The organism is Allobosea sp. (genome assembly GCF_035944895.1).
Lineage (GTDB): Bacteria > Pseudomonadota > Alphaproteobacteria > Rhizobiales > Beijerinckiaceae > Allobosea.
In genome coordinates, this window is sequence record NZ_DASZAT010000008.1 from 198,303 (window position 1) to 223,987 (window position 25,685).

The window sequence follows — 25,685 nt, forward strand, 5'->3', positions numbered from 1 at the left end:
GGGAGCGCAGGCCCGTCATCGCATGCCCGCCACTTGCCCCGGCGGGCGCGCTCCCGCATGAACGCTCCCGGATTTCTCGAACGGGGCGTGCCCATGTCCAGCTATGTCATCGATCAGCCGAAGGTCGCCGCCATCCCGGTGGCCGGCGGCGGGCTCTTCCCGGTGCGCCGCATCTTCTGCGTCGGCCGCAACTACGCCGAGCACACCCGCGAGATGGGCGGCGACCCCGATCGCGAGGAGCCGTTCTTCTTCACCAAGCCGTCCGACGCCGTGCTGACCGGCGGCGCCGACATGCCCTATCCGCCCAAGACCGCCGACCTGCACCATGAGATGGAGCTCGTCGTCGCGATCGGGAAGGGCGGCAAGGACATTGCTGAAGCCGACGCGCTCTCCCATGTCTTCGGCTATGCCGCCGGCTTCGACATGACCCGCCGCGACCTGCAGGGCGCCGCCAAGAAGGCCGGCAAGCCCTGGGACATGGGCAAGGGCTTCGACTCGTCCGCCCCGATCGGCGAGCTCGTCCCGGCCGCCAAGGCCGGCCATCCCGACAAGGGGCTGATCGAGCTCAAGGTCAACGGCAAGGTCCGCCAGAGTTCCGATCTCGCCAAGATGATCTGGAACGTGCCGGAGACGATCTCGTACCTTTCCGGCTTCGTCATGCTGGCGCCAGGCGACCTGATCATGACCGGCACGCCCGAGGGCGTCGCCGCCGTCGTCAAGGGCGATCTGCTCGAAGGCGTGATCGCCGGTGTCGGCACCGTCCGCACCAAGATCGTCTGAGCGCCCGGCTCCAGGAGAACTGCAATGCCTTTGACCGCTTCCGCCTCCGGCGTCTTCCCGATCGCTCCGACCCCGTTCAACCCGGACGGCAGCGTCGACTGGAATTCGGCCGACCGGCTGTTCGAATTCTATCACGGCATCGGCTCGGACGGCGTCACCGTGCTCGGCATCATGGGCGAGGCGCCCAAGCTCGAGCCGGAGGAATCGATCGGCCTGGTCAAGCGCGCTGTGGCGAAGATGGGCGGCAAGCCGATCATCGTCGGCGTCTCCGCTCCGGGCTTTGCGGCGATGCGCTCGCTGGCGCGGCAGGTGATGGAGCTGGGCGCCGGCGGCGTCATGATCGCCCCGCCGACCAACCTTCGTACCGACGACCAGATCACCGGCTATTACGCGCAGGCGGTCGAGGCGATCGGCACCGACATCCCCTTCGTCATCCAGGACTACCCGCTGACGCTGTCGGTGGTGATGACGCCTGCGGTGATCCGCAAGATCATCCAGGACAATCCCTCCTGCGTGATGCTGAAGCACGAGGACTGGCCGGGCCTGGAGAAGATTTCGACGCTGCGCAAGTTCGAGGCCGAAGGGACGCTGCGGCGCGTCGCGATCCTGACCGGCAATGGCGGGCTCTTCCTCGATTTCGAGATGGAGCGCGGCGCCGACGGCGCCAATACCGGCTACGCCTTCCCGGAGCTGCTGATCGACGTGGTCAAGGCCAGCAAGGCCGGGCGCCGCGACGATGCGCACGACATCTTCGACGCGCACCTGCCGCTGCTGCGCTATGAGCAGCAGCAGGGCGTCGGCCTCGCCGTGCGCAAATATGTGATGATGAAGCGCGGCATCCTCAGCCATGACGCGCAGCGCAAGCCCGGCCCTGGCCTGACTGCCGCGGCCAAGGCCGAGGTCGACTACCTGCTTGGCCGTCTTGCGAAGCACGATCCGCGCGCGAAGCTCTGAGCGGCAACGACGGATTGATCGAGGTTCGAGGCCGCGCCTTCGTTGCGCGGCTCTCGCAGGCTCTGGACGTGCACTCCTCGGTCATGCAACCCTGAGCTGCGGCTTGGGGACTTGATTATGCGTGTTGCTCTTCTGCTCGGCGGTGCCGTGCTGATCACCCTCGGCTCGTCGGTGCCTGTATCGGCGCAACGTGGCGGCATCCATCCGGAATGCCGCAGCATGAGGAATCAGCGATCCTGCACCTGCGCGCTCAATAATGGCGGGCGGATCGTCGAAGATCCGGCGCGCCCTGGCCGCATGGGCTGGCGATCCGCCAGGCGCGGTACCGGCGCGCACATGGCCTTCATGAACTGCACCAATGGTTCTGGCTGATCGGCACCGCTCATCGCTCTGAGGCAGCTCAGTTCGCCAGCTGCGCCAGCCGGTCGAGCGCCGGGCCAAAACCGTTCAGCGCGATATTGAACGAGACCACGTCGTTGCTGGACAGATTGAGGGCGGCCGCGGTCAGCGTCTTGCCGCCCTTTATCGCGTCGGTCGCCACGGTCGGGAAGGAAACCGGCAGCAGGCAGCCGGCCGGGACGCAGGTCGAGAAGCGCAGACCCTGGCCGAGATCCTTCTCGTCGAGCTTGAGCACGGCGCCGTTTTCGAGCTTGACCCCGAACGGCATCAGGATCGTACCCTCGACGCGGCCATCCTTCGGCGCGCGCAATTCGATCGCGAAGACGCGCTGGTTGGTGCGGCTGTCACCCTGCGATTGCGAGAGCAGGCAGAGCTTCTGGCCGTCGTTGATGCGGCAATCGACGGTCCAGTCGCCATAGACCTCGTTGACCGCCGAGGCGCCGTTCGGCAGTCGGGCCGCCGCAGCGGCGGGCTGGCTCACGCTCGGCGTCGCGGCCGGAGCCTGCGCGGTGGCGGGGCGGGCAGGAGGATTGGTCGGGCGCGCAGCAGGTGCAGCCTGGCGCGGCGCCGGCCGTGCCGGGGCCGGGCGGGCGGCGGGCGCGCGTGGCGCCGGTTCTGACTGTGCCTCCTCGGCTTGCTCGGTCGTCGGCGGCTCGGCCTGGGCGAGGGCGGAGACAGCCGGCAGGCTGATCCAGCCGGCAAGCAAGGCGGTGCCAAGAAGAAGGTTTGCTTTGGTCACGTCAGGGTTCTCGTCTCAGCAGCCAACCGGCGCGGGCGAGATGCGGTTAGGGCATCGGCCCGACATATGCAAGTTGTCGTGGCGGAGCAATCGAGACATCGTCCCGGGCTTGTTTTTATTTATTGCAAGAAGAAATACTGCTTACGTGGTGATTACATCCGCCGCGCCAGATGTGGTTCGAGTTGATTTGCTGTGACTTCTCGCTTGCGGGGGCTGACCTCGCGTCTGCGCCGGCCAACCAGGCCGACGCCTTACCATGACGGGGAAAGCTGCAGTCGGCTCAGCCCTTCTTCTCGTCGGCGAGCTTCGCCACGCGACGGAGTGAAAGCAGATAACCCTGCGTGCCGAAGCCGGCGATGACGCCGTCGGCGCGCAGCGACATGTAGGAATGGTGCCGGAAGCTCTCGCGCTTGTGCACGTTCGAGATATGGCACTCGATCACCGTGCCGTCGAAGGCATTCAGCGCGTCGAGGATCGCCACCGAGGTGTGGGTGAAGGCGCCGGGGTTGATGACGATGCCGACGGCCTGCTCGCGCGCCTCGTGGACCCAGTCGATGATCTCGTATTCGCGGTTCGACTGATGGAAGCGGATCTCGAGGTCGAGCTCCTTGCCCAGCGCCCGGCAGGCTTGCTCGACATCGGCCAGGGTCTCCGCGCCGTAGATGTGCGGCTGGCGCTTGCCGAGCAGGTTCAGGTTCGGGCCGTTGAGGACGTAGACGAGACGGGGCATGGGTACTCCTGAAGCGATGCGCGCAGCATGTTGCTTTTATCCGGGCAGGACGCAACATGGCGAGCCTTGCCGCAGCGTCATGATGGCGTTGCCAAAAAGGGAGGAGGCGATGGGATCGTGGCGCAGTCTTGCCTTGGTTCTGTCGTTCGCCGCCCAGTTCGGAGCCGGCGCCTTGGCGCAACCGGCGGTTCCAGCCGAGATCGCCAAGGTGCGCGCCGAAATCCGGGATACCTGCGGCGGTCGTGCGACGTTCAAGCCGGGCTTCCAGCGGACGGTCGATTTCAATGGCGACGGTCAACCCGACTATCTGCTCGACTATAGCCAGTCCGAATGCGTCGGCGGGATGTCGACCAATCCGTTCTGCGGCTCGGCCGGCTGCACGCTCGATATCCTGATGTCGAGCAGCGGCGGTTACCGGCAGGCCTACGGCAGCAATGTCCAGGGCTGGTCGCTCGCTCAAACCGGCGGCAAGTCTGTGCTGGTGCTGTCCCTGCACGGCAGCGCCTGCGGCCGCTCCGGCCATATGGGGTGCCAGCGCCGGCTCGTCTGGAACGGCGACAAGTTCGTCGCCGCCGGCCGCCGCTGATCGTCGCCTTACGTCAGGCGCGCCCGATCGCGCGATTGCTGGCAATGCCGAAATGGCAGATCGCCTCGCCGAGCCTGGGCGCGGTGTTCGGGAAGATGATGTAGCCGTCGCGCGGAGCGTTCACCTTCGTTCCGTCGGCGCGATGGGCGAGGGTGGCGCCGGCCTTGACCGCATCGCCGGTGCGCCAGCCCGTCTCGGCGCGGTCGCCCTCCGTCTCGCAGAGCAGGACCTCGACCATCTCGATCACGTCGCGCAAAGCGGGCTTCGGCAGCGGCGCATCGACCAGCTGCAACTGCGCCAACGTGTTGCGGATCGCGGCATAGCCGATATCGGCGGCCTTGGGGTCGTCATGCGTGCCGCATTCCAGCGTCACCGCATAGCCGCCGCAAAACCGCATGAACTCGGTCGTGCCATAGCCCTCGGTGACGTTGAGCCTGGGCACCGGCAGGCGGGCGCGGATGTCGAGCAGCCTGGCGTAGTTGTCGAGCCAGCCATGGATCGCCGTGGAGACGCCCAGGCAGGAGGCGAGCGCCATCTCCTCTTCCGCGCGGGCGAAGGGTTCGAGCTCGCCGCGATTGTTGGACGGGCCGAAGAAGACGAAGGGCTCGCCCTCCTGCCGGAAGGAGTGGATGTCGAGCAGCGCGTCGTGCCGGCGCAGCAGCGCGCAGACGGGATTGCCGATCCGGTCCTCGTAATCGCCGGCCAGTGGCCGCTCGCGCAGGTCGCGGTTGAAGTTGCGGTCGCCCTCGCGGGTCTTCTGGCGGAAAGCCTTGGGATTGGTGACGGGCAGGAAGGTGACCTCGCCGCGCAGGATCTTGATCTTGCCCGCCCGGCACTCCTCGATGACGCGGCGGATCGCGGTCGGTCCGCAGGGCTCGTTGCCATGGACGGCGCCGGTCACGATCAGCTTCGGGCCGGGCTTCAGGCCGATGAAGCTGACGGTTTCAAGTGGGCCGTCATCGAGGTCTGTGGCAGTCACGGGCAGGGTCTTTCGTCGGAAGGAAGGCTCAGGCCTTACGGGTCTGCGAGTGCGGATCGAGGATGTCGCGCAGGCCGTCGCCGAGCAGGTTGAGGCCGAGCACGGTCAGGAAGATGGCAAGGCCCGGGAAGATCGAGATCCACGGCGCGGTCGAGATCTGGTCACGCGCGTCGGAGAGCATCGAGCCCCAGCTCGGGAAGGGCGGGCGAATGCCGAGTCCGAGAAAGGAGAGCGAGGCCTCGGCCAGCACGGCGCCGCCCATGCCGAGGGTGCCGATCACGATGATCGGGCCGGCGATGTTTGGCAGGATCTGGGTGAACATGATGCGGAAGGTGCCGTAGCCGAGGGATCTGGCAGCCTCGACATAACCGAGCTGTTTGACAGAGAGCGTCGCGGCTCTGGTCAATCGGCAGGTGAAGGACCAGTTGGTCAGGCCGAGCGCGATCAGCAGGCTGGTCAGTCCGGGCTGCAGGATAGCCATGATCGCCAGCGCGAAGATCAGCGAGGGGATGGCGAGCATCATATTGGTCAGGCCGTTGACGAAATCGTCCCACCAGCCGCCCCAATAGGCGGCGGACAGGCCCAGCGCGACGCCGATGCACGTGTTGATCAGTTGCGAGACGATGCCGACCGTCAGCGAGATGCGGGCGCCGTGCAGCACGCGGCTGTAGATGTCGCGGCCCTGCGCGTCGGTGCCGAACCAGAATTCGGAACCGGGCGGGATCTCGGCGTTCATCAGGTTGGCGTCCATCACCGGGTCGGTATGGGCGAGCCAGGGCGCGAACACGCCGCCTGCGACGACGAGCGCAAAGCAGGTGGCGCCGATCCAGAGGTTGGCACGGAACTTCATCGGCGAGCCTAGCTGTACTTGATGCGCGGATCGACGACGGCGCAGAGCACGTCGACGGCGATGTTCACGACGAGGAAGAAGAGCACGATCGTCAGGATGCAGCCCTGCACCGCCGGGATGTCGCGCCAGGTGACGCTGTCGACCAGTAGCGAGCCGAGTCCGGGCCAGGCGAAGAGCTTCTCGACCACGACGGCCTGGCCGAGCACCGAGCCGAACTGCAGGCCGAGCGTGGTCAGCACGATGACGAGCGCATTGCGCGCGACATGCCAGCGCATGACGCGATAGGCGCTCGCGCCCTTGGCGCGGGCAGTGCGGACGAAGTCGGCGTGCATGATTTCGAGCACGGCGGCGCGTGCCGTACGGGCGAGCAGCGCCAGCGGCGAGACGCCGAGCGCGATCGCCGGCAGCACGATGTAACGGGGATCGCCGTCGCCATAGCCGAAGCTCGGGAACCAGTTCAGCGTCAGCGCGAAGGCGTACATCAGGAGCAGGCCGAGCCAGAACATCGGCAGCGACAGGCCGGAGACGGCGAAGACCATCGAGAGCATGTCGACCCAGCTCCCCGGTTTCAGTGCTGCGAAGAAGCCGAGCGGCACGCCGATGACGATGGCGAAGGCCATGGCGGCGAGCGCGAGCTGCAGGCTCGGCCAGAGCCGCTCGCCGATCAGCGTGGTGACGGGCTGGCGGGTGCGGAAGGAATCGCCGAGATCGAAGGTCGCGAGCCCGCCGACATATTTGGCGAAGCGCAGCGGCAGCGGATCGTTCAGGCCAAACTGCTGGTTCATCCGCTCGATCGTCGCAGCGTCGATATTGCTGCGGCCGTCGGCCATCTGGCTGGTGGCGAAATTGCCGGGAATGACGCTGAACAGCACGAAGATCAGGGCGGCGACCGCGAGCAGGATCGGAATGGCCTGCAGCAGCCGGCGAAAGACATAAGGCAACATGGCAATAGGCTCCTGAGCGCCGGGGCGTGGCCGACGGGCGGAGGCGGACAAGCCCCCGCCGCCTTGTGACGGCGGGGGCTCGGGATGGGTTTACTTCGCCGCAGGCGAAGTGGTGTCGACCCAGAGCTCCTCATAGCGCTGCAGCGCCAGCTCGGTCGAATTCGGCTGGAGACCGTGCAGCCAAGGCTGATAGGCCATCACCGCCTTGTTGTAGTTGAAGAACCAGACCGGGGCCTCCTCCTGCAGCATGGCGTTGGCCTTCTTCAGGAGGTCGAGCTGCTTGGCAGGATCGGCCTCGTTCGAGGCGTCGTCGATCAGCTTGTCATAGGCCGGGTTCTTGAAGGTGGTGTAGTTGCAGGACGAGCGCGGCGTCGAGGAGTGGAAGCACTTCAGCGCCGTCAGCGAGTCCGGGCCCGAGGTGTTCGACCAGATATAGGCCTGGAAGTCGCCGCCCACGACGACGCCGCCGAGCGCCGAGGTCTCGACCGGCTTGACCTTTACCTTGATGCCGACCTTGGCGAGCATCGGGATTGTTGCCTCGACGATCGGAACGCCCCAGCTCTCGTTCGGTGTCGCGGTCCATTCGAACTCGAAGCCATCGGGATAGCCGGCCTCGACCAGCAGCTTCTTGGCCTTCTCAGGATCGAAAGCGTAAGGCTTGGCGTCCTTGTCGAAGGCCGGCGAGGACAGCGGAAGCCAGCTCGCGGCGCGGTAGGCCTTGTCGCGAACCAGGCGCTTGATGATCAGGTCACTGTCGATGGCGTAGTTGATCGCCTGGCGCACGCGCTTGTCGGAGAAGGGCTTGAAGGTCGGGTTCATGCCCATATTGCGGGTGAAGACCTCGGCGACTTCCAGAATGCCCTTCGACAGGTTCGGGTCGGCCTTGTAGGCGACATACTGGGTCGAGCCCAGGATGGAGACGTCGACCTCCTTGTTGCGGAAGGCGACATCGCGGGCGGCTGCCTCGCCCATCGGCGAGATCACGAGCTTGTCGGCATAGGGTTTGCCGGCGAGGTAGTACTTGTCCCAGCGCTCGAAGGCCATGCGCGAGCCCGGCACGTGCTCGACGAACTTGAACGGCCCGAGGCCGATCGGCTTGTCGAAGAAGCCGGCGGCTTGCGCTTCCTTGGCCGGCAGGATCGCGGTCTGCGCCTGGAACAGGAAGTAGCCGGGATTGGCCTTGTCGGTCAGCGTCATCGAGAACGAGGAATCGTCGATCTTCTTCAGGCCGGAGATCTCCTTGGCCTGGCCCTTCTGGACCTCGGTCGCGCCGACGATGCGGGCGACATAGCGCGCGCCCGGATAGTTCTTCGACCCGTCCATGATGCGGGTATAGGACCAGATGACGTCGTCGGAGGTCAGCTTGCGGCCGTTATGGAACAGCGCGTTGTCGCGCAGCTTGTAGGTATAGGTCTTGCCGTCGGCCGAAACCTGGACGCTCTCGGCGATGTCGAGCACCGGCTTGCCGTTCTTGGCATCCCATTTGTAGAGCATGCCGTGCAGCGCGTAGCCGTAGATCTCGTCCTGGATCTGGTTCGAGACATGGCTGTCATTGCTGACGAAGGACGCGCCATAGGGCGCGGTGAAGCGGATCGTGCCGCCGCGGCGCGGCTCCTGGGCCTGCGCCTGCAGGGTGAAGGCGGCCGCGAACGTCAGCGCGGTCGTGAAGGCAAGCTTTTTCAACACGTCGAAACCTCCCAATCTGTTGGTGAACTCTTCTGAGATCAGCGCCGTTGGCCGGCGCCGGTATTCGTTCCATCTGAGACCTTAGCGGGCTTTCGCGCCCTGTCTTCTTGTTTCGATTGTGCAGCGCGACGTTCAGGCCGCGCTGCCTGAACGCTGGTAGACGACCTTGCCGCCGCGAATGGTGAGGTCGCAGCGCGTATCCTTCAGGATTTCTCCCGGCGAGGCCGAGAGCAGGTCGCGCGAGAACACGGCGACATCGGCGAGGAAGCCGGGCTTGAGCTTGCCCTTCACCGCCTCCTGCTTCTGCGAGAAGGCGCCGTATTCGGTATAGGCCTGCAGCGCCTCCTCGATCGAGACGCGCTGGCGCTCATCCATTACCGTGCCGCGCCAGGTCTGCCGCGTCAGCATGGTGTGGAAGTTCGGGAACGGATCGGGATCGCAGACCGGCGCGTCGCTGCCGGTTGCCGGCTTCAGGCCAAGATCGAACCAGGTCCGGAACGGGTAGCTCGGCAGCGCCCGCTCCTCGCCGAGCACCTTGACGTAGGCGTCGCCGAAATCGTGGATGAAGACCTGCTGCGGGCAGGGGTAGATGCCGGCCTTGACCATGCGATCGTGCTGCTGCGGCGTCGAGAAGCCGCAATGCTCGATGCGGTGGCGCCGATCCGGATCGGGATGGGCCTTGAGTGCCTTCTCATAGGCGGTGATCAGCTGCTCGATCGCCGCGTCGCCGATGGCGTGGCAGGCGAGCTGGTAGCCCTTGGCATGGGCGTCGAGCACCTGCCGTTCCAGATCCTCGTCCGAGAGCATCTGCACGCCGGTGGTCTTGTCGTCGCCGAGATAGGGCTCGCTCATCCAGGCGGTGCGCCCGCCGGCCGAGCCGTCGAGGAAGATCTTGACCGCGCCGATCATCAGCATGTCGTCGCCGGTGCCGGAGATCAGCCCCGCTTCATGGCATTGCGGCACGATCGAGCGGCCCTCGTCGCCGAGCAGAGCGAGCCAGGTGCGGACCGGCAGGCGGCCGTCGCGCTTGGCCTTGTGGTACGCGGCGATCTCGTTGAAGCCGGTGACCATCCCGACCGCCGCATCCATGCAGCTGGTGATCCCGAGCGAGAGCAGATACTGCCCGCCGCGCTCGATCGCGGCAATCAGCTGCTCCTCGCTCGGTTCCGGAATCGCGGCCTTGACCGGAGCGCGGGCATTTTCCGCCAGCAGGCCGGTGAGGCGGCCATTCTGCTGCTCGATCAGCCCGCCCGGCGGCGTCGGCGAGGTCTCATCGATGCCGCCGAGCTTGAGAGCCAATGAGTTGCAGATCGAGATGTGGCCACAGGTGCGGACCAGCATCACTGGATTGTTCGGGGAGGCGCGGTCGAGCTCCTCGCGGAACGGGTGGCGGCCGGTATCGAGCTTGGTCTGGTCGTAGCCGCGCGCCAGCACCCACTCGCCGGGCTTCGATTTCGCCGCGCGGGCGGCGATCTGGCCGAGCAGCGCCTCCAGCGTCGGCGCATTGGCCGGGCGGGCATCGACCCAATCCATGGTCAGGCCGACCGAGATCAGATGCAGGTGGGAGTCGTTAAGCCCCGGCGTCGCCAGCCGGCCGGCGAGGTCGATGACCTTGGTCGCGGGCCCGACCAGTTCCGCGATCTCCGCCTCCTTGCCGGCGGCGAGCACCTTGTCGCCCCAGAGCGCCAGCGCCTCGACGACGCCTTCTTCGCGCCCGCACCAGATCGGCCCGCCGCGCAGCACGATATCGGCCTGAACCACCATGGTCTTCTCCTGCCTAGACTGTCTTCGCCGGCACTTTGCGGCCGGGCCTCATGAGGTCGGTCGCCCAGCTAAAAAAGCCAACGCAACTCGTTGATCTTGTCCCGCCCACTCGAGCACCACCCGCAATGTTCACCGCGAAAGACGGTATGTCGCGATCCGGCATCATGTGCGACCGAGCGGGCCATATCTTTTCGCAGAGCGGGCCAATTTCCGTCGTAGGAGGCGGGGTTATCGGTCAGCACTTCGCTTCTCAGATGTCGTCGAGCGGAAAGATCGGGCGGCGCACCTTCTGGTAGGGCCGCTCCTTGAAGTTCTTGGTCGAGAGCGCGCCGGTGTCGACCTCGATCACCTCACGGGCGATCGGCTCGAAGGCGGCACGGAAATGCTGCATCGATTTGACGATGACGGTCGATTTCCGGGTGGGGTCGACGCCGAGCGAGGTGAACTGGGCAAGGTCGGTGGCCTGGCCGTTATGGGTGATGACGATGATCTCGACATCGTCGACGCGCAGCAGGGCCGAGAGCCCGTAATTGCGCCAGACGCCGCCGGCCATCGGCCCGTAGCAGATGAAATGCCCGTCGGTCAGCGCCACGACATGGGCGTCGAGCTCAAGCGGGCCGCCGCCGGTATTGGGGTCGACCTTGCCGCCGAGCTTCAGCCTGACGCGATTGCCGACGCCGGCAGCCTGCGCCGCGAGCGCAGCTTCCGGATCGCGGATGGCGTGGAAGCCGACATTCTTGAGGCCGGCGTCGAGCACGGCGCGTAGCAGATTGGTCGCATCGCCATAGGCGCCCGAGCCCGGATTGTCGGAATAGTCGGAGATCACCACCGGCTTGCCGCCCGCTTCCGGCCCGAGCGTGCCTTCGCCCGCCTTGGCCTTCGCCATCGCCTCCTTCAATGGGGTGAAGTGGATCGAGGAGAAATGCCGCTGCTCCCAGGCATAGTCCATCAGCTCCTCGGCGATGGCCTGGGCCTTGCCGCGATCGTCATGGGTGACGGCGATGGAGGGGCCGATATCGTGGACATCGGCCGAGGAAAAGCCGGCCTGGACACTGACGACGAGCGCATCGCCCGCCGCCTCCAGCACATCGCCGCGGCGCAGCAGCTCGACGAAGGGCGGCGAGGTCGTGCGCCCACCATCGAGCGCGTAGAGGATCGGCCGGCGCGCCACCGCGACGCGCGGCCTGATCTCGCCCTGCATCGCCCGCTCCAGCAATTCGGCGCCCTGCCAGGTCCGCTCATACTGATCGATATGCGGATAGGTCCGATATGAGATCAGCGCGTTGGCATTGTCGGCCATGAGCTGGGTGAGCGTCGCATGCAGGTCGAGGATCGCGACCACCGGCACGCCCTCGCCGATCTTGGCGCGGATGCGCTTCAGCAGCTCGCCCTCCCCGTCATCCGAGCTCTCCGTCGCCATCGCGCCGTGCAGATGCAGCAGCACGCCGTCGAGCCGTTCGCAGGCGGCGAGGATCATCCCGGCAAAGACGTCGAAGGCCGCGTCGGTGACGCGGCCCGAGGGGTTGGCTCCGGTAACGAGCGGGTGGACCAGGCTCCAGCCGAATTTCTCGGCTGCCTCGAAAGCGGCGCCCATCGAGGTCCGCGTGCCCTGGAAGGCGGCAGGCACCTCATTGTCGCGGAAGACGCCGTGATGGCGGAACACCGCCTCATCGGTGAGCTGAACACTGAAGGTGTTCGTCTCATGCATGAATTCCGCGATCAGGACGCGTCTGGCCATCGTGCGATCGTTCCCCCGAAAACGTTCCCTATGGAACCATTTTTTGTTTTGTAGCGTGGGTCCGGGCGTTTGCCAGCCCGGACCCGTTCATGCTCCCCCTGACTTTGGCCCGCTTGCCGGGCAGGGGCGAATATGCTTCGCGCGAACTCAAGCTTGAGCAGTTCTTATCGCAAAAGTGGTGCCCACTTTTGCGGAACGGGCTCAGGCCGCGCGGGCCGCATGGCTCTCGCCGGGAGCGTTGCCGAGATCCTCGGGCCGGGCATAGGCACGGCCGAAGCGGTTGGCGAGGAAGGCATCGAAGCCGATATCCTCCTGCTTGACGAAGCCCTTCTGCGGCAGCTTGCCCTCTGCCAGCAGGTCGAGCACGGCGCAGATGCCGGAGGCCGTGGTGATCTGGATGGCGCTGCGCATCACGCCGCCGACGACGGCGCTGTAGACCTTGTTGGCATAGGTCTGCTGGGTCAGCCGGCCGTTCATCCGGCCGCTGGCGGTGACGAAGATCACGACCACGTCCTGTAGCGTGCTCGGCAGGGCGTTCTCGAAGATGTCCTTCAGCACGTCGCGGCGCTCGCCGAGGCGCAGATCCTGCAGTAGCGCCTTCATGATCGCGCAATGGCCGGGGTAGCGGATGGTGCGGTAGTTCAGCGTGCGCACCTTGCCGGTGAGCGTGTCGCAGAGCGTGCCGAGCCCGCCGGAGGTGTTGAAGGCCTCGTAGGTGACGCCGTCGAGCGAGAATTCCTCGCGTTCCTCCATCGCGGGCACCAGCACGCGCTCGCCGTTGACCACGGCTTCGCAGGGCTCGCAATACTCGTTGATGACGCCGTCCGTGCTCCAGGTCAGGTTGTAGTTGAGCGCGTTGGACGGGTATTGCGGCAGCGCGCCGACGCGCAGCTTCAGGCTGTCGAGCTGATCGAAGTCGCGAGCGAGATCGGCGGCGACGATCGAGATGAAGCCCGGCGCCAGCCCGCATTGCGGGATCAGCGCCGCCTTGGCGGTCAGCGCCAGTTCCTTGACGCGGCGGGTCGAGGCGACGTCCTCGGTCAGGTCGAGATAATGCACGCCCTGCGCCGCCGCGGCCTCGGCGATGCGCGTCGTCAGGTCGTAGGGCGCGGCCGAGAGCACGGCGAAGGCGCCGTTCAGCACCTGCGCAAGCTCGGCGGCGTCGGTGATGTCGACCCGGCGGGTCGAGATGGTCGGGCTGGTCTTGATCGCGGCGAGCTGTTCGTTGGAGCGGTCGGCGATCACCACGCGGTAATCCCCGGTAGCGCCGAGCAGGTCGGCGATGGTTGCGCCGATCTTGCCGGCGCCGATGACGACCACGTTTTTCATGGTTCCCCCGATGAATCTGCTTCTGTCAGGCAGATTCGCTCGGGGCTTCGTCGGATAGAAGCCGGCGACACGACGATTCATATGGGATTTTTCAGCGAAACGCCGTAAGCTTTCGGCGTTATGTCGATAGACCCGACCGATCGCCATCTCCTGACCCTGCTCACCGAGAACGCCCGTGCGCCGGTGGCCGAGCTCGGCCGCAAGCTCGGCCTGTCGCGCACGACGGTGCAGAGCCGGATCGAGCGCCTGGAGCGCCGCGGTGTCATCGCCGGCTACACGGCCCGGCTTTCGGAGGATTACGAGAAGGGCCAGGTCAAGGCGCATGTGCTGATCACCGCCTTGCCCAAGCTCGCGCCGCGGGTCGAAGCGGAGTTGCGCCGGATTCCCGAGATCAGGACGCTGCATTCGGTCAGCGGCCAGTTCGACATGATCGCCGTTGTGGTGGCGCCCTCGATCGGCGAGCTCGACGGATTGATAGACCGGATCGGCGCGCTCGAAGGCGTCGAGCGCACCATGTCCTCGATCATCCTCTCGACCCGGATCGAGCGGTAGCTCACCCCGGCAGCAGCCGCCCCCCGATCCGCGCCGCCGCATCGCGCAGCGCGTCGAGATGCACCGGCTGTCCTTGCGGCGCGACGATCGAGGTCAGCGAGGAAATGCTGAGCGCGCCGGCGAGCGCGCCCGAACGGTCGAAGATCGGCACGCCGACGCCGGTCAGGCCGATGAAGAAGTCGTCGGCCGCCAGCTCCCAGCCCTGCGCGCGGATACGCTCGGCCTCGCGCAAGAGCAGGCTAGGATCAGTCTGGCTCGCTGGAGCACGCTTGGGCAAGTCGAGCGACAGCGCCGCCCGGCGCTGCTCGTCGTCGAGATAAGCGAGCAGCACGCGCGGGCCGCCGCCGCAGTTCAGCGGTGCCTGTGCGCCGACCGCGAACCAGGTCGCATCGACATGCGGCAGCGAGGCGCGCACGCGATCGACGCAGAGCCCTCGCCCGGCGATATGGACCCAGAGGAAGGCGGTCGCGCCGGTCTTCTCGGCGATCTCGGTCAGATACGGGCCGGCGATGTCGCGCAGTTCGCGGCCGGTGGTCACCGCGCTGCCAAGCTCGATCAGCCCGACGGCCAGCGCATAGCTCTGCGAGTGTTCATCGTATTCGACGAGTTCGTTGAGCTGCAAAGTCAGCAGCAGACGCCGTGTCGTACCCTTGTCGAGGCCGACCTGCCGGGCGAGCTCGCTGAGGCCGAGCCGCGAGTGCTCCGGACGGAAGGCCCTGAGCAAGGCGATCGCACGGTCGACGGCCCGGACGATCGGCACGCCCGGCGGCAGTTGTGCGGCCCTGTCCTCGTCTTTGTGGTTCATCGCAGGTGTGGGTACGCCATGTTCGTTTGCTGAGCGTGTCGCCTAATAACACAGCATGTCAATCCTTGACACGGAATTTGTCTCTCGCTTTCATTGCGGCGGAGCTTGCCAACAGGCGCCTGATCGGGTGCGATCAGGCTGAGCTGGCCGGTGAACGAAAAACGGGGACGCTTGGGCCGCTGTGTGCTGCGGACCCGGCGCTGGGAACGGAGAACGACGATGACCGGATTGAGATTTGGCTTGGCGCTCGCCGCCTCCGTCCTGGCGCTCGGCGTGGCGCAGGCGCAGGAACCGAAGAAGGGCGGCACGGTCCACGTCGTCGTCCAGCCCGAGCCGCCGATGCTGATGCAGGGGCTCAACCAGAACGGCCCGACCAACATGGTCGCCGGCAACATCTACGAATCCCTGCTGCGCTATAACGAGAAGCTCGAGCCGCAGCCCTCGCTCGCCAAGAGCTGGGAGATCTCGCCGGATGCCAAGGTCTACACCTTCAAGCTGCAGGAGGGCGTGACCTGGCATGACGGCAAGCCGTTCACCGCCGACGACGTCGTCTTCACCCTCGACAAGTTCCTGCGCGAGGTCCATCCGCGCTGGCGCCCGATTGTCAACGCCCAGGTCGAAAAGATCGAGAAGGTCGACGACCTCACCGTGAAGATCACGCTGAAGCAGCCCTTCGGCCCGTTGATCATGACGCAGGAGGTCGCCTCCGCGCCGATGATCCCCAAGCACATCTATGACGGCACCGATTATCGCGCCAACCCGGCCAACAACACGCCGATCGGCACCGGTCCGTTCAAGCTGAAGGAGTGGAAGAAGGGCTCCTACATCCACCTCGTCAAGAACGAGAACTACTGGCTGAAGGGCAAGCCCAACCTCGACGAGATCTACTGGCAGATCATCCCTGACGCGGCGGCGCGCGCCGTCGCCTATGAGACCGGCAAGGTCGATGTCCTGACCGGCGGCTCGGTCGACGTCTACGACGTCGCCCGCCTTGCCAAGCTGCCCAACACCTGCATGACCACCAAGGGCTGGGAGATGTTCGCTCCCCATGCCTGGCTGACGCCGAACGTGCGCAACGGCATTCTGGGCAACAAGCAGTTCCGCCAGGGGCTGATGTACGCGATCGACCGCGAATTCGGCCGCGAGGTGGTCTGGGGCGGGCTCGGCAAGCTGCCGACCGGCCCGATCTCGTCGAAGACCAAGTTCTATTCGGCTGATGTGCCGAAATACGTCTTCGATCCGGCCAAGGCGAAGGAGCTGATCAAGGCCTCCGGCTACAAAGGTGAGACGATCCGCCTGCTCAACCTGCCCTATGGCGAGACCTGGACCCGCTGGACCGAGGCGATCAAGCAGAACCTCGAGGATGTCGGCGTCAAGGTGCAGGTCGAGAACACCGACGTGCCCGGCTGGACCCAGAAGGCCAGCAACTGGGACTTCGATCTCAACTTCAACTTCCTCTACCAGCTCGGCGACCCCGCCATGGGCGTGGCGCGCAGCTACATCACCTCCAACATCGCCAAGGGCAATCCCTTCGCCAATGTCGGCGGCTACTCCAATCCCGAGGTCGACAAGCTCTTCGCCGAGGCGGCGATCGCGCCGACGGACAGCGCGCGACAGGAGCTTTACACCAAGGTGCAGAAGGTCCTCGCCGACGAACTGCCGGTGCTCTGGCTGCTCGAGATGGACTTCCCGACCATCTATCGCTGCAACGTCAAGAACCTCGTCACCACCGGCGTCGGCGTCGACGACGGCTTCCGCGACGCTTGGAAGGAGTGAATTCGGCAGCTGATCGCTTGGGCAATGTCGTCTCGGACAAGCCGCGTCAGCGGCGCTGATCCGGGACCCATTCCTGATCCGTTCCGGAATGGGTCCCGGGTCTCCCTGCGGTCGCCCGGGACGACAACGGCAAGCAAAGACGGGTCTGAATGAACCTCGCGCAATTCCTCGCCGGCCGGCTCGCGAAGGGGATCGTTGTCCTCTTCGCCATCGCGGTGCTGAACTTCTTCCTGATCCGGGCTGCGCCGGGCGACCCGGCCCAAGTGCTGGCCGGCGAGGCCGGCGCCGCCGACGAGCAGTTGCTGATCCAGCTGCGCGAGCGCTTCGGCCTCGACCAGCCGCTGCTGACCCAGCTCTGGGTCTATCTCAAGGGCTATCTCACCTTCGATCTCGGCTTCAGCTACCGCCAGCAGCAGAGCGTGCTGAGCCTGATCCTCGACCGCCTGCCGGCGACGCTGCTGCTGACCGGCGCCGCCTTCATCGTCTCGCTGGGGCTGGGCACGCTGATGGGCGCGCTCGCCGCCCGCCGGGCCGGCCGCTGGCAGGACAGCGTCATCACCACGCTGGCGCTGGTCTTCTATGCGACGCCGCTGTTCTGGGTGGCGCTGATGAGCCAGATCGTCTTCTCGCTGAAGCTCGGCCTCGTCCCCAATGTCGGCTACGAAAGCATCGGCGCGAACTATACCGGGCTCGCCCGCGCGCTCGATATCGCCAGCCACCTCGTCCTGCCGGCGCTGACGCTCGGCCTGTTCTTCACCGCGCTCTATGCAAGGATGATGCGGGCCTCGATGCTCGAAGTCGCCGGCGCCGATTTCGTCAAGACCGCTCGCGCCAAGGGACTAGCGCCTGGTCTCGTCTCGCGCCGGCATGTCGCCCGCAATGCCATCCTGCCGGTTGTGACCTTGGCGGGCCTTCAGGCCGGCCAGCTGGTCGGCGGTGCGGTACTGACCGAGACGGTCTTCGCCTGGCCGGGGATTGGGCGCCTGATGTTCGATGCCCTGGTTCAGCGCGACTATTCGGTGTTGCTCGGCGTCTTCTTCATTTCCTCGGCCATGGTCGTTGGCTTCAACATCCTGACCGACCTGGTCTATCGGCTGGCCGATCCGCGCATCGAGGCGGTGTCATGAGCTTCCTCAAGCGTTTCGCCCGCAATCGCGGCGCCCTGATCGGCCTTGCCATCCTGATCGTGGTGATCCTCTTCGCGATCATCGCGCCGCAGCTCTATCCGCAATCGCCCTGGCGAACGGTGGCGCGGCCTTTCCTTGCGCCGTTCGTGATGGACCGGTTCCCGCTCGGCACCGATACACTCGGCCGCGACATCGCCTCGGGCCTCGCCCATGGCGCCCGTGTCTCTCTGACGATCGGGCTGGTCTCGACGCTGGTCGCATTGCTGATCGGCGTGCCGCTTGGCGCCATCGCCGGCTATGCCGGCGGTATCATCGACGATGCGCTGATGCGCTTCACCGAGTTCTTCCAGACCATTCCCTCCTTCGCGCTCGCCATCGTCCTCGTCGCGATCCTGCAGCCCAAGCTCGGCTCGATCGTGCTCGCCATCGGGGTGGTCAGTTGGCCGCCAGTGGCGCGATTGGTGCGCGGCGAGGTGCTTTCCTTGAAGACGCGCGAATATGTCCAGGCGGCGATCACCATCGGCCAGCCGACGGCGCGCATCATCTGGAGCCAGGTCCTGCCCAACACGATCGCGCCGATCATCGTGATGGGCTCGCTGATGATCGGCTCGGCGATCCTGCTGGAATCCTCGCTCTCCTTCCTCGGCCTCGGCGATCCTAACCTGATGAGCTGGGGCTACATGGTCGGCGCCGGCCGCACGCGCCTGCTCGATGCCTGGTGGATCAGCTTCTTCCCCGGCGTCGCGATCTTCCTGACCGTGCTGGCGCTCAACCTCGCCGGCGAGGGGCTGAACGATGCGATGAACCCGCGCCTTGCCCGGGAGAGCGAGTGATGGCCGATCCCGTTCTCTCGATCGAAGGCCTGAAGCTCGCACTCCCGGCGATGGCCGACCGCCCCTATGCGGTCGAGGATGCGACGCTGGCGATCGCCGCGGGCGAGACGCTCTGCGTCGTCGGCGAATCCGGCTCCGGCAAGTCGATGATCGCCCATGCGGTGATGGGGCTGCTGCCCAAGGCGGTGAAGCCGGTATCCGGTGCGATCAGGCTCGCCGGACGCGACCTGCTGGCGCTCTCGGAAGACGAGATGCAGGACGTGCGCGGCCGCGAGGTCGGCATGATCTTCCAGGAGCCGATGACCTCGCTCAACCCGGTCATGCGCGTCGCCGACCAGATCGTCGAGACCTTCGAGGCGCATAAGCTGCTGAGCAAGCCGGAACGCTATGCCCGCGCCGTCGCGCTCTTGACCGAGGTCGGCCTGCCCGAGCCCGAGCGGTTGGCGCGCGCCTATCCGCACGAGCTCTCCGGCGGCCAGCGCCAGCGCGTGATGATCGCGATGGCGCTCGCGCTCGAACCCAAGCTGCTGATCGCCGACGAGCCGACCACCGCGCTCGACGTGACCACGCAGGCGCAGATTCTCAAGCTGATCGACAATCTCCGCCACAAGCACGGCACGGCCGTGCTGTTCATCACCCACGACATGGGCGTCGTCGCCGAGATCGCCGACCGCATCGCCGTGCTGGAGAAGGGCGTTCTGGTCGAGGAGGGCACCGTCGACCAGGTACTCGGATCGCCCCGCCATCCCTATACGCAGAAGCTGCTCGCCGCCGTGCCCTCGCTGACGCCGCCGGAGCGGCCGGCACTGCCAGACACAAAGCCGGTGCTCACCGTCGAGAAGCTCGGCAAGGTCTATCGCAAGCGCGCCTTCTTCCGCCCCGGCCGCGAGGTGAAGGCGGCCGATGATGTCAGCTTCACGCTGGCGCGGGGCGAGACCCTCGGGCTCGTTGGCGAGTCCGGCTCGGGCAAGTCGACGGTCGGGCGCTGCTGCCTGCGCCTGATCGAGCCGGATTCCGGCCGCATTACCCTCGGCGATCTCGCCATCACCGATCTCTCAGTCGCGGCGCTGCGTCCGCACCGCAAGCGCATCCAGATGGTCTTCCAGGACCCGTTCGCCTCGCTCAATCCGCGTCAGACGGTTGGCCGGATCATCTCGGATGGGCCGGTCGCGCATGGTGTCGCGCGCAAGGACGCGCTGGCGCGGGCGAAGGAGCTGCTCGAACTCGTCGGCCTCTCGGCCAATGCGATCGACCGCTATCCGCATGAGTTCTCCGGCGGCCAACGCCAGCGCATCGGTATCGCCCGGGCGCTCGCACTCGAACCCGACGTGCTTGTCGCCGACGAAGCCGTCTCGGCGCTCGACGTCTCCGTGCAGGCGCAGATCCTCAAGCTGATCAAGGACATCCAGAGCCGCCTCGGCCTCGCCATCCTGTTCGTCACCCACGACCTGCGCGTCGCCGCGCAGATCTGCGACAAGATCGCGGTGATGCAGCGTGGCCGGATCGTCGAGAGCGGCCCGACCGCCGCGCTCTTCGCCGCCCCCCAGCACGACTACACCCGCCAACTGCTCGCCGCCGTTCCGGGTGGGGAGCGGTTCGGGCGGTGAGCACAGCTCGTCATGGTCGGGCCTGTCCCGACCATCCACGCCTTCGCTGGTCGAAGGCAGTGTTCAAGACGTGGATGCCCGCCACAAGGGCGAGCATGACGGCGTAGCCCTACGACGACCGGAGACCTCCCATGCCGCTCGATCCCGCCTTGCGCGACCGTATCCTCGCCTCCGTCGAAGCGGGCTTTGCCGAGCAGATCGCCTTCACCCAGGAGATGATCCGCTTTCCCTCGACGCGCGGCGACGAGCACACCGTCCAGGACTTCATCTTCCGCGCCCTCAAGGCACGCGGCTTCACCATGGATCGCTTCCCGATGGACCGCGAGGCGATCGGCCGTCACCCCGGCGGAGCGCCGTTCTCGGACACGCATTCGGACGCGCCGATCGTGGTCGGCATCCACCATCCGCGCGAGGAGAAGGGCCGCTCGCTGATCCTGCAATCCCATGTCGATGTGGTGCCGACCGGCCCGGCCGAGCTCTGGACGCATCCGCCCTTCGATCCCGTCATCGACGGCGACTGGCTCTATGGCCGCGGTGGCGCCGACATGAAGGCCGGCGGCGCCGCCAATCTCTTCTGCCTCGATGCGCTCCGGCGCATCGGCCTGCAGCCGGCGGGAACCGTCTATGTCCAGTCGGTGGTCGAGGAGGAATCGACCGGTAATGGTGCGCTGATGACGCATTTGCGCGGCTACGAGGCCGATGCGGTGCTGATCCCGGAGCCGGAGGAGGAGATGCTGGTGCGCGCCAATACCGGCGTGCTCTGGTTCCAATTCGAGGTCCGCGGCGTGCCGATGCATGTGCGCGAGATGGCGGCCGGGGCCAACGCGATCGACGCCGCCTATCGCGTCATCGGTGCGCTGCGGGAGCTCGAAGCCGCGCTCAATCGCGAGAAACATGGCCGCAAGCATTTCGAGGACATCGCCCACCCGATCAACCTCAACATCGGCAAGATCGAAGGCGGCGACTGGGCCTCCTCGGTGCCGTGCTGGTGCCGGGTCGATTGCCGCATCGGTCTCTATCCCGGCATGTCGGCCGAGGAACTCGGCAAGCGTATCGAGGCCAAGGTGCTGGCCTTCGCACGCACCGACAGCTTCCTCTCCAACAACCCGCCCAAGGTCGTCTTCAACGGCTTCTGGTCGGAGGGCTATGTGCTCGAACCCGGCAGCGAAGCCGAGGCCGTGCTCGGCAACGCCCACAAGGCCTCGACCGGCAAGGCGCTGAAAAGCTTCATGACCCCCGGCTATCTCGATACCCGGGTCTACGCCCTCTACGACAAGGTGCCGGCGCTCTGCTATGGGCCGATCTCGCAGAACATCCACGCCTTCGACGAGCGCGTCAGCCTCGCCTCGCTGAAGCGCATCACCGGCACCATGGCGCTCTTCGTCGCCGAATGGTGCGGGGTGGAGACGATCGAAGGGTGATCCGAGGCTCGGTGCGCGCCTTGCGTGCATCGAGCCTCCATCGAAATGACATGACGGCGCGGGCCGGTCCTCAAGCATAGTCTCCGCATGCCGCAAACCTCTGCCCGCTCGCTCCTGCTCGTCCCGCTGCTCGGGCTGCTCTGGGGTTTCAACTGGCCGGCGGTGCGGATCTCGCTGACCGAGATCGCGCCCTGGACCTTGCGGGCCGGGGGCATGACCTTTGCTGGCCTTGCACTCGTCGTGGTCGCGCTGGTGCGAGGCATCAGCCTGCGGGTGCCGAAAGAGCACTGGCCGAGGCTGATCGTCGCCGGCATCCTCTCGATCGCCGCCTTCAACATCCTGCTCGCCTTCGCGCAATTGATGGCGCCGACCTCGCGCGCCGCGATCCTGACCTTCACCATGCCGGTCTGGGCGACGCTGATGGCCTGGCCGATACTGGGCGAGCGCTTCGACCGGCCGCGCCTGATCGGTCTGGGGCTCGGCATCGCCGGGCTGCTCTGTCTCGGCCTGCCATTGATCCGGGCCGGGCAACTGTCGCCGGGGCTCGCGCTCGCCTTGCTCGCGAGTCTCAGCTGGGCGCTCGGCACCATCGTCACCAAGCGCTGGCCGGTGGCGGCGCCGACACTGACGATCGCCGCCTGGCAATTGCTGATCGGCGGCGGCGCGGCGGGCATCGGCATGCTGATCTTCGAAGGCGTGCCGATTCCGAAGGCGTTGTCGTCACCGGTCGCGGCGGCGCTCACTTTCCATATCCTCGGCGCACAGGCGCTCGCCTATTTCCTCTGGTTCACCGTGATCGCCCGCCTGCCGGCCGGGATCGCGAGCCTGGGAACGCTGATGGTTCCGGCGGTCGGCGCGCTCGGCTCCGTGCTGCTCCTCGGCGAGCGACCAGCGGCCAGCGACTGGCTCGGTCTTGCGCTCGTCGTTGCGGCTTCAGGCGCGATCCTGGTCTCGCCGAAACCGGAGCGTTGACCCTAGGTCAATTTTTCTTCGTCCCATCGGGAACCTTTTGTTTTTCGCCGCGTTCAGCGCGTTCGACATGTCACATGCCAAGGTCCCAAACGTGCTTCAGACTACGGAAGGTCCGGTGACCGCCGAGCGTTATCGATTGCTGGTGGAGTCCGTCACGGACTACGCGATCTACATGCTCGATCCGCAGGGGACGGTGATCAGCTGGAACCCGGGCGCGCGTCGCTTCAAGGGCTATGAGGATCACGAGATCATCGGCCAGTCCTTCTCGCGCTTCTACACCGAGGAGGATCGTGCCACCGGCCTGCCGCAGCATGCCCTGCGCATGGCCGCGGAGGAGGGCCGCTTCGAGAAGGAGGGCTGGCGCGTCCGCAAGGACGGCACGCGCTTCTGGGCCCATGTCGTCATCGACCCGATCCTCAACCCGGCGACCGGCCGCGTGCTCGGCTATGCCAAGGTGACGCGCGACCTGACAGAGCGGCGCCAGGCCGACGAGGCGCTGCGGCGTTCGGAAGAGAAGTTCCGCCTGCTGGTGCAGGGCGTCACCGACTACGCCATCTACATGCTCGATGCCGACGGCATCGTCACCAACTGGAATCTCGGCGCTGAGCGCATCAAGGGCTATGCGCCGGACGAGGTCATCGGCAAGCATTTCTCCCTGTTTTATACGCCCGATGAGCGCGAGAGCGGCGAGCCGCAGAAGGCTCTCGAGGCTGCGATCGACAATGGCAGCCTGGAGAAGGAGGGCTGGCGCGTCCGCAAGAACGGCGAGGTCTTTTGGGCCAGCATCGTCATCGACCCGATCCGCGACGATGCCGGCGAGATCATGGGCTTCGCCAAGGTCACGCGCGACCTGACCGAGCGCCAGAAGGTCCAGGCCGAGCTCGACGCGGCCCGCGAGGCCCTGTTCCAGGCCCAGAAGATCGAGGCGCTCGGCCAGCTCACCGGCGGCGTGGCGCATGATTTCAACAATCTGCTGACCGCCGTGCTCGGCAGCCTCGAACTCGTGCGCCGCCAGATCGGCGACGAGCGCCAGCTCAACCTGATCGACAATGCGATCAAGGGGGCGAGCCGGGGCATCTCGCTGACGCAGCGCATGCTCTCCTTCGCCCGCAAGCAGGAACTGGCGTTGCAGCCGGTGTCCGCCGATGTGCTCGTCGCAGAGATGGGTGACCTGCTGCAGCGCTCGCTGGGGCCATTGATCCGGATCGAGACGGATTTCCCCGCTGATCTCGCCATGGCCGCAGCTGATCCGAACCAGCTTGAGACCGCGGTGCTCAACCTCGCCGTCAACGCCCGCGACGCCATGCCGGAAGGCGGTGTCCTGCGGATCAGCGCGCGCAACGAGCCTGTCGGCAGTGGGCACCGCACAGGCTTGCCGGCCGGAGATTACATCCGCCTCTCAGTTGCCGACACCGGCACTGGCATGGATGCCAGGACGCTCGCCCAGGCGACCGAGCCCTTCTTCACCACAAAGGGGGTCGGCAAGGGCACAGGCCTCGGCCTGTCGATGGTGCATGGCATGGCCGAGCAGCTCGGCGGCCGGCTCCTGCTCGATAGCCGACTGGGGCAGGGGACGACCGCGGAGGTCTGGCTACCGACGGCGGTTGCGGTCGCTGTCGTTGAACCCGCTCCATTGCCTGTCGAGCCGAAGAGCGAGGGCGAGATGGCGCCGCGCTCGCTCACCGTGCTCGCGGTCGATGACGATGCGCTCGTGCTGATGAATACGACGGCCCTGCTCGAGGACCTCGGCCACAGGGTCGTCGAGGCAAGTTCGGGCCGGGAAGCGTTGGCGATCCTGGAAGGCGGCGAAGAGATCGACCTGCTGATCACCGATCATGCCATGCCGCAGATGACCGGTGCGCAATTGATCGCCGAGGTCGGACAACGCTGGCCGGCTCTGCCGGTCATCCTCGCGACCGGTTACGCCGACCTGCCAGCCGGAGCGGGCGTGCTGCGGCTGAACAAGCCGTTCTGGCAGGCCGATCTGGAGAAGACGGTCACAGCCGCCATGGCGCGGCGCACGACGGCGGCCGTAGCGGCCTAAGGGGCTTTACCGGGCCCGATCGGTTCGCTTGGTCGGCGCGGCTGCCGAGCCGCGCTCGACCAGCCGGGTCGGCAGCACGAGATCGCGATGGCCGCTGCGATCCGACAGCTGTTCGATCAGCAGATTCATCGCCGCCTGGCCGATCTCGCGGCGTGGCTGGTGAATGGTGGTGAGCTGCGGCTCGACCGCCTCGGCCAGCACGATGTCGTCGAAGCCGACGACCGAGACGTCGTCGGGGACATTGCGGCCGCGGGCGCGCAGCTCGCCCATGGCGCCGACTGCCATCTGGTCGCTGGCGGCGAAGATGGCGGTATAGTCGATGCCTCTTGCGTCGAGCATGCGGATTGCAGCGCGGCCGGCGGCGAGACCGAAATCGCCCTCGACGACGAGGCCGGGATCAGCCGCGATACCTGCGTCGGCGAGGCCGGCGAGATAGCCGTCGCGGCGGTCGAGGCTCATCGGGTCGGGCATCGGCCCGGCGATATGGGCGATGCGGCGATGGCCGAGCCCGGCGAGATGGGCGACCGCGGCGCGTGCCGCAGCATGGTTGTCGACCTTGACCGTCGGCAGCTTGAGCCCGGGCAGCATCTCCAGCGCGACGACGATGGGTGGCAGGCGGCTGCGTCTGGCAAGCGCCTCGGGGAAGCGGCCGACCATCAGGATCAGCCCGTCGGCATGGCGCTCCCTGACCATGTCGACATAGCGCAGGATGCGCTCGTCATCGTCGCGGGCATCGCCCATCAGCACCTTGTAGCCGGCGTCGATCGCCGCCTCTTCGACGCCCTTGTAGATCTCCAGATAGAACGGGTTGCTGATGTCGCGCACCAGCAGGATCACGGTGCGCGTCGCCTGCAGGCGCAGATTGCGGGCCTGGGCGTTGGGAATGAAGCCGGTCGCCGCGACGGCTTCGAGCACGCGCTCGCGGGTGCGGGCTTTGACCTTCTCCGGCATCGCCAGCGCGCGCGACACCGTCGCGGTCGAGACTCCGGCGAGGCGTGCGACTTCGGCGATGGTCGGAGCGGCTGTGGGTACGTCTTGCAAGGCTGGTGATCTGGAAAGCGGCCGCGAAT

General features: G+C 66.5%; 23 protein-coding genes. 12 read left to right on the forward strand and 11 right to left on the reverse strand.

What is annotated here, in order from left to right:
* The first annotated feature begins 93 nt into the window (after positions 1 to 93).
* The 3 genes from VGV58_RS12585 to VGV58_RS12595 all read left to right on the forward strand — a co-directional run bounded on the left by VGV58_RS12585 (position 94) and on the right by VGV58_RS12595 (position 2,106).
* Positions 94 to 780: a fumarylacetoacetate hydrolase family protein gene (locus VGV58_RS12585; RefSeq protein ID WP_326874352.1), complete on the forward strand. Its 687-nt coding sequence runs from the start codon at positions 94 to 96 to the stop codon at positions 778 to 780.
* 24 nt (positions 781 to 804) lie between these two features.
* Positions 805 to 1,734, forward strand: a complete 930-nt coding sequence (locus tag VGV58_RS12590; RefSeq protein ID WP_326874353.1) for a dihydrodipicolinate synthase family protein — start codon at positions 805 to 807, stop codon at positions 1,732 to 1,734.
* A gap of 147 nt (positions 1,735 to 1,881) precedes the next feature.
* Complete coding sequence (locus VGV58_RS12595; RefSeq protein WP_326874354.1) at positions 1,882 to 2,106, forward strand: hypothetical protein; 225 nt, start codon at positions 1,882 to 1,884, stop codon at positions 2,104 to 2,106.
* Between the two features lie 28 nt (positions 2,107 to 2,134).
* Here the strand turns inward: VGV58_RS12595 and VGV58_RS12600 are convergent, their stop codons facing one another.
* Both VGV58_RS12600 and aroQ read right to left on the reverse strand, forming a co-directional pair.
* The gene (locus VGV58_RS12600) at positions 2,135 to 2,872 is read right to left on the reverse strand and encodes an invasion associated locus B family protein (RefSeq protein ID WP_326874355.1); all 738 of its coding nucleotides are present in this window, start codon (positions 2,870 to 2,872) and stop codon (positions 2,135 to 2,137) included.
* A gap of 280 nt (positions 2,873 to 3,152) precedes the next feature.
* Positions 3,153 to 3,602, reverse strand: coding sequence for a type II 3-dehydroquinate dehydratase (aroQ, locus tag VGV58_RS12605; RefSeq protein ID WP_326874356.1), 450 nt, complete (start codon positions 3,600 to 3,602; stop codon positions 3,153 to 3,155).
* Between the two features lie 109 nt (positions 3,603 to 3,711).
* Here aroQ and VGV58_RS12610 point away from each other — a divergent pair, with 109 nt between their 5' ends.
* Positions 3,712 to 4,188, forward strand: coding sequence for a hypothetical protein (locus tag VGV58_RS12610; protein ID WP_326874357.1), 477 nt, complete (start codon positions 3,712 to 3,714; stop codon positions 4,186 to 4,188).
* A 13-nt stretch (positions 4,189 to 4,201) separates the two neighbouring features.
* Here VGV58_RS12610 and VGV58_RS12615 read toward each other — a convergent pair whose 3' ends face one another.
* The 7 genes from VGV58_RS12615 to VGV58_RS12645 form a co-directional block, all read right to left on the reverse strand.
* Positions 4,202 to 5,167, reverse strand: a complete 966-nt coding sequence (locus tag VGV58_RS12615) for a succinylglutamate desuccinylase/aspartoacylase family protein (RefSeq protein WP_326874358.1) — start codon at positions 5,165 to 5,167, stop codon at positions 4,202 to 4,204.
* A gap of 28 nt (positions 5,168 to 5,195) precedes the next feature.
* Positions 5,196 to 6,017, reverse strand: a complete 822-nt coding sequence (locus VGV58_RS12620) for an ABC transporter permease (protein WP_326874359.1) — start codon at positions 6,015 to 6,017, stop codon at positions 5,196 to 5,198.
* A gap of 8 nt (positions 6,018 to 6,025) precedes the next feature.
* Positions 6,026 to 6,961 carry an ABC transporter permease gene (locus VGV58_RS12625; RefSeq protein WP_326874360.1) on the reverse strand — a complete coding sequence of 312 codons (936 nt, stop codon included), beginning with the start codon at positions 6,959 to 6,961 and terminating at the stop codon, positions 6,026 to 6,028.
* A gap of 90 nt (positions 6,962 to 7,051) precedes the next feature.
* Positions 7,052 to 8,644 (reverse strand): ABC transporter substrate-binding protein, encoded by a 1,593-nt coding sequence (locus VGV58_RS12630; RefSeq protein WP_414643979.1) that lies wholly within the window; start codon positions 8,642 to 8,644, stop codon positions 7,052 to 7,054.
* Between the two features lie 135 nt (positions 8,645 to 8,779).
* On the reverse strand, positions 8,780 to 10,411 hold the full coding sequence (locus VGV58_RS12635) for an amidohydrolase (RefSeq protein WP_326874361.1): 1,632 nt from the start codon (positions 10,409 to 10,411) through the stop codon (positions 8,780 to 8,782).
* Positions 10,412 to 10,661: 250 nt separating this feature from the next.
* The gene (locus VGV58_RS12640; protein WP_326874362.1) at positions 10,662 to 12,149 is read right to left on the reverse strand and encodes a M81 family metallopeptidase; all 1,488 of its coding nucleotides are present in this window, start codon (positions 12,147 to 12,149) and stop codon (positions 10,662 to 10,664) included.
* A 201-nt stretch (positions 12,150 to 12,350) separates the two neighbouring features.
* Positions 12,351 to 13,478: a saccharopine dehydrogenase family protein gene (locus VGV58_RS12645; RefSeq protein ID WP_326874363.1), complete on the reverse strand. Its 1,128-nt coding sequence runs from the start codon at positions 13,476 to 13,478 to the stop codon at positions 12,351 to 12,353.
* A gap of 120 nt (positions 13,479 to 13,598) precedes the next feature.
* Between VGV58_RS12645 and VGV58_RS12650 the strand changes: the two genes are divergently transcribed.
* Positions 13,599 to 14,030: an Lrp/AsnC family transcriptional regulator gene (locus VGV58_RS12650; RefSeq protein ID WP_326874364.1), complete on the forward strand. Its 432-nt coding sequence runs from the start codon at positions 13,599 to 13,601 to the stop codon at positions 14,028 to 14,030.
* A gap of 1 nt (position 14,031) precedes the next feature.
* Here the strand turns inward: VGV58_RS12650 and VGV58_RS12655 are convergent, their stop codons facing one another.
* On the reverse strand, positions 14,032 to 14,835 hold the full coding sequence (locus VGV58_RS12655) for an IclR family transcriptional regulator (protein ID WP_326874365.1): 804 nt from the start codon (positions 14,833 to 14,835) through the stop codon (positions 14,032 to 14,034).
* A 219-nt stretch (positions 14,836 to 15,054) separates the two neighbouring features.
* Here VGV58_RS12655 and VGV58_RS12660 point away from each other — a divergent pair, with 219 nt between their 5' ends.
* The 7 genes from VGV58_RS12660 to VGV58_RS12690 all read left to right on the forward strand — a co-directional run bounded on the left by VGV58_RS12660 (position 15,055) and on the right by VGV58_RS12690 (position 24,615).
* A complete protein-coding gene (locus VGV58_RS12660) occupies positions 15,055 to 16,611 on the forward strand; it encodes an ABC transporter substrate-binding protein (RefSeq protein WP_326874366.1) in 1,557 nt (518 codons plus the stop codon).
* Between the two features lie 149 nt (positions 16,612 to 16,760).
* Positions 16,761 to 17,738 carry an ABC transporter permease gene (locus VGV58_RS12665; RefSeq protein WP_326874367.1) on the forward strand — a complete coding sequence of 326 codons (978 nt, stop codon included), beginning with the start codon at positions 16,761 to 16,763 and terminating at the stop codon, positions 17,736 to 17,738.
* Positions 17,735 to 18,571 carry an ABC transporter permease gene (locus VGV58_RS12670; protein ID WP_326874368.1) on the forward strand — a complete coding sequence of 279 codons (837 nt, stop codon included), beginning with the start codon at positions 17,735 to 17,737 and terminating at the stop codon, positions 18,569 to 18,571. Before VGV58_RS12665 ends, VGV58_RS12670 begins: the two co-directional genes overlap by 4 nt.
* Positions 18,571 to 20,178: an ABC transporter ATP-binding protein gene (locus tag VGV58_RS12675; RefSeq protein ID WP_326874369.1), complete on the forward strand. Its 1,608-nt coding sequence runs from the start codon at positions 18,571 to 18,573 to the stop codon at positions 20,176 to 20,178. The genes VGV58_RS12670 and VGV58_RS12675 overlap by 1 nt, the downstream gene beginning before the upstream one ends.
* A gap of 131 nt (positions 20,179 to 20,309) precedes the next feature.
* The gene (locus VGV58_RS12680; protein WP_326874370.1) at positions 20,310 to 21,599 is read left to right on the forward strand and encodes an ArgE/DapE family deacylase; all 1,290 of its coding nucleotides are present in this window, start codon (positions 20,310 to 20,312) and stop codon (positions 21,597 to 21,599) included.
* An 87-nt stretch (positions 21,600 to 21,686) separates the two neighbouring features.
* Positions 21,687 to 22,571 carry a DMT family transporter gene (locus VGV58_RS12685; RefSeq protein ID WP_326874371.1) on the forward strand — a complete coding sequence of 295 codons (885 nt, stop codon included), beginning with the start codon at positions 21,687 to 21,689 and terminating at the stop codon, positions 22,569 to 22,571.
* A 67-nt stretch (positions 22,572 to 22,638) separates the two neighbouring features.
* A complete protein-coding gene (locus VGV58_RS12690) occupies positions 22,639 to 24,615 on the forward strand; it encodes a hybrid sensor histidine kinase/response regulator (protein WP_414643956.1) in 1,977 nt (658 codons plus the stop codon).
* Positions 24,616 to 24,621: 6 nt separating this feature from the next.
* Here VGV58_RS12690 and VGV58_RS12695 read toward each other — a convergent pair whose 3' ends face one another.
* Positions 24,622 to 25,656 carry a LacI family DNA-binding transcriptional regulator gene (locus tag VGV58_RS12695; protein ID WP_326874373.1) on the reverse strand — a complete coding sequence of 345 codons (1,035 nt, stop codon included), beginning with the start codon at positions 25,654 to 25,656 and terminating at the stop codon, positions 24,622 to 24,624.
* Positions 25,657 to 25,685 lie beyond the last annotated feature (29 nt).

Excerpts from the sequence above, each read along its gene's own strand:
- VGV58_RS12635 (WP_326874361.1), bottom strand. The coding sequence starts at position 10,411 with ATGGTGGTTCAGGCCGATATCGTGCTGCGCGGCGGGCCGATCTGGTGC.
- VGV58_RS12585 (WP_326874352.1), top strand. The coding sequence starts at position 94 with ATGTCCAGCTATGTCATCGATCAGCCGAAGGTCGCCGCCATCCCGGTG.
- VGV58_RS12655 (WP_326874365.1), bottom strand. The coding sequence starts at position 14,835 with ATGAACCACAAAGACGAGGACAGGGCCGCACAACTGCCGCCGGGCGTG.
- VGV58_RS12640 (WP_326874362.1), bottom strand. The coding sequence starts at position 12,149 with ATGGCCAGACGCGTCCTGATCGCGGAATTCATGCATGAGACGAACACC.
- VGV58_RS12610 (WP_326874357.1), top strand. The coding sequence starts at position 3,712 with ATGGGATCGTGGCGCAGTCTTGCCTTGGTTCTGTCGTTCGCCGCCCAG.
- VGV58_RS12685 (WP_326874371.1), top strand. The coding sequence starts at position 21,687 with ATGCCGCAAACCTCTGCCCGCTCGCTCCTGCTCGTCCCGCTGCTCGGG.
- VGV58_RS12680 (WP_326874370.1), top strand. The coding sequence starts at position 20,310 with ATGCCGCTCGATCCCGCCTTGCGCGACCGTATCCTCGCCTCCGTCGAA.
- VGV58_RS12675 (WP_326874369.1), top strand. The coding sequence starts at position 18,571 with ATGGCCGATCCCGTTCTCTCGATCGAAGGCCTGAAGCTCGCACTCCCG.
- VGV58_RS12660 (WP_326874366.1), top strand. The coding sequence starts at position 15,055 with ATGACCGGATTGAGATTTGGCTTGGCGCTCGCCGCCTCCGTCCTGGCG.
- VGV58_RS12645 (WP_326874363.1), bottom strand. The coding sequence starts at position 13,478 with ATGAAAAACGTGGTCGTCATCGGCGCCGGCAAGATCGGCGCAACCATC.
- VGV58_RS12620 (WP_326874359.1), bottom strand. The coding sequence starts at position 6,017 with ATGAAGTTCCGTGCCAACCTCTGGATCGGCGCCACCTGCTTTGCGCTC.
- VGV58_RS12590 (WP_326874353.1), top strand. The coding sequence starts at position 805 with ATGCCTTTGACCGCTTCCGCCTCCGGCGTCTTCCCGATCGCTCCGACC.
- VGV58_RS12625 (WP_326874360.1), bottom strand. The coding sequence starts at position 6,961 with ATGTTGCCTTATGTCTTTCGCCGGCTGCTGCAGGCCATTCCGATCCTG.
- VGV58_RS12665 (WP_326874367.1), top strand. The coding sequence starts at position 16,761 with ATGAACCTCGCGCAATTCCTCGCCGGCCGGCTCGCGAAGGGGATCGTT.
- VGV58_RS12650 (WP_326874364.1), top strand. The coding sequence starts at position 13,599 with ATGTCGATAGACCCGACCGATCGCCATCTCCTGACCCTGCTCACCGAG.
- VGV58_RS12670 (WP_326874368.1), top strand. The coding sequence starts at position 17,735 with ATGAGCTTCCTCAAGCGTTTCGCCCGCAATCGCGGCGCCCTGATCGGC.
- aroQ (WP_326874356.1), bottom strand. The coding sequence starts at position 3,602 with ATGCCCCGTCTCGTCTACGTCCTCAACGGCCCGAACCTGAACCTGCTC.
- VGV58_RS12690 (WP_414643956.1), top strand. The coding sequence starts at position 22,639 with ATGTCACATGCCAAGGTCCCAAACGTGCTTCAGACTACGGAAGGTCCG.